The 2,669-nt window shown below is 35.3% G+C and carries 2 protein-coding genes; both read left to right on the forward strand.

The window, feature by feature from the left end; genetic code table 11:
* Positions 1-222 precede the first annotated feature (222 nt).
* The gene (locus NFR98_RS15615) at positions 223-597 is read left to right on the forward strand and encodes a MarR family winged helix-turn-helix transcriptional regulator (protein ID WP_014097403.1); all 375 of its coding nucleotides are present in this window, start codon (positions 223-225) and stop codon (positions 595-597) included.
* 202 nt (positions 598-799) lie between these two features.
* The gene (locus NFR98_RS15620) at positions 800-1,684 is read left to right on the forward strand and encodes a YitT family protein (RefSeq protein WP_014097404.1); all 885 of its coding nucleotides are present in this window, start codon (positions 800-802) and stop codon (positions 1,682-1,684) included.
* Positions 1,685-2,669: the final 985 nt, after the last annotated feature.

Genomic DNA, 2,669 nt, shown 5'->3' on the forward strand with positions numbered 1-2,669 from the left:
GGAAATATTACATCTTTTCCGAAAATTACACCGAGCAAGTAAAGCACGGTAGCCGAAAGTGTACAAAAAGAGTGTCTTGGAATACCCGATATTTAAACCTTGTCGAGAAAAACTTGACACATACCAGTGATCCAGTCCATTTTTCTTTTTACCCTTTTTAGTGTAAAATAGTTTATATAAAAACAGTTTATAAATGAACTACTTCTTAAAGGTGTGAGTAAAATGGACTTAAACTATGATGACCCAAAAGTGAAGCAAGCCATGGAGATTTATCAATTATTAACGGCTATTGGCAAATTTACAGCTAAATTAGCGAAAAAGAATGCGGAAAATTTTGGCTTGTCTCTCCAACAACTATCCATCCTTAATACTTTACTCGCTTTTCCTGAATCCACACAGCAAGAGCTGGCAGAAAGGCTTGTATTATCAAAGAGTACAATAAGTGTTGGTATTGATAAATTGGTTAATATGGGTCTAATAGAAAGGAAACTCTCAACAGAAGATCGAAGAGAAGTAAAGCTACAGTTAACATTGAAAGGGGAGGAATTGGCAAAGAAATCAAGTAAGAACGCAATTCCTTATCAAGCGATGCTTTAAGCAATAGAAAAAATGCCTGAAGAAGATATTCAGTCTTTACTCGTATACAGCAGGAACTTTTAAATCACCTTAATGAATATGGTTACTAAGTTATTGTCAGGCATTACTTGTGAAATTGGAAATAAGCACTACCGTGGCAATTAAAACAATAAATGAATAAGTGTATAGCTTAAAGAGAAAATCGTTGAAAAGGGGAAATCAAATGAGTACAACCAGTACAACCACTAAGAAAAGAAGAACCATTAGACTTAAAAAGGTGTCACGAGCATTAGCTGTTATGATAGGCGCTTTTATAGCAGCATATGGACTCGAAACGGTATTGATCCCAAATAATGTATCGGACGGTGGGGTAACAGGCCTAAGTATCGTGGGTTCTCAATTATCTGGATTGCCCCTGGGACTTCTGATTGTAGTAATAAATATTCCGTTTGTATTTTTAGGGTATAAACAAATTGGTAAAAGCTTTGCTATTTATTCAATGATAGGTATTGCCTCACTAGCTATTGGTACAAGACTTATGCGTCCCCTGCCTGCTATTATTCAAGGTGATACAATGATAATAACCGTTGTTGGGGGTATTATTATCGGATTTGGAATGGGGTTGGCGTTACGGAATGGCGGTGCATTAGACGGGATTGATATGTTAGCGGTACTACTTTCTCGAAAATTGCCTTTTGGGTCAAGTGACCTCATCTTATTTTTAAACATGTTTGTTTTTATTATTGTCGCCATAGTATTTGGCCTCCAAGGAGCAATTCTTTCTGCAATTGTCTACTTTATTGCTTCCAAAGTCATTCATATTGTTGAAGAAGGGTTAAGCGGTTCTAAAACCTTTAAAATTATCACCGATCAACCAGAATTAATGGTTGAAACCATACGTGACCGCTTGGGACGTAGTGCAACGTATAACCTGGTTGAAGGCGGTTATTCAAACGAACAATTCAAAGAAATTACATGTGTCATTAACCGATTAGAGGATAGCAAAATAAAAGAAATTATTTATGAAATTGATAAGCATGCTTTTGTAACTGTGTACGATGTTTCAGAAGTGAGGGGTGGTAACTTCAAAAAACGAAACATACATTAATTTAAATATTATCACCGATTGTCATCGTATCTTCTTGTTTCAATTGGTAATATCCTGTGCTTTTTTAGATTTAAAAAACTTAAAAAGAATATGCTGATGATATAAGAGAAAAATTGGGAAGGGGTGTTGCTTTTGCAAATGATATTGGAAAATCAGTTGAAGCATCTAATCATGAACATGCTTCGACCGTGAGCCAAGCCGTGAATATTAATCGACATGGTCGTCACCCCGGTTTTTTTATCCGGTTCTCAAAGATTTAAGCATACTTACATTTTTCAATCCTGTAGTCTAATGGATCCAAAAATAAACCCCAAAATTAAGCCGTTAAAAATGGGGGATGTCTAAAAGATGTTTTTACCTAGAACATTACCCGCAATGTTGGCAACATCAGCGATTCCCACGGTCAATTTGGAAAGTCATGAACTTGAAACTAGGCAATATATACAGATTTAAAGCGATGGAAATCCTTCTCGAAGGCACGAAATACGATTGATTAAAAAGTGATGTTTTGTTTACGGCGGTACCTCTTAAGCCTTCGGGTTTGAAGGGTAAACATTTTATTTTGGCTGCTTTTCTGCGTGCTAAGTCTTTTCTTTTCATTCACTTAGTGAAAACCCAAGATTGCTTTTTCAACCGCTTTGGCTAATGCTTTTTTGAAAATGAGTATTCCAACAGACAGGTAAAATAAACTAGGAACGATGAGAAAAATAAAGTCACTCATTGAAGAAGTTATGATGCTCGTGTTGCTAACCATTATATCTTTTACCTGAATCCGTGACGAAAATCTAACAAACATCGGTAATAGGTAGTTTTCCCAAGTGTGGATTTCTAGATATAACTGATTATTCATAAAATATATCTTTGTAACTTTGGTAGGTAAATTTTTTCCTATTTCATTTATTTTAGGTACGAAAAATAAACCTGCAAATTTCCATTTTTTTGCAAGTTTTCTGGTTTGTTTCGGCTTTTCTTCTTATCGCTTATT

Source organism: Weizmannia agrestimuris (genome assembly GCF_943193165.1).
GTDB lineage: Bacteria > Bacillota > Bacilli > Bacillales > Bacillaceae_C > Weizmannia > Weizmannia faecalis.

What these genes read in the sequence shown, in the direction of transcription:
- NFR98_RS15615 (WP_014097403.1), top strand. Translation starts at nt 223, where the DNA reads ATGGACTTAAACTATGATGACCCAAAAGTGAAGCAAGCCATGGAGATT.
- NFR98_RS15620 (WP_014097404.1), top strand. Translation starts at nt 800, where the DNA reads ATGAGTACAACCAGTACAACCACTAAGAAAAGAAGAACCATTAGACTT.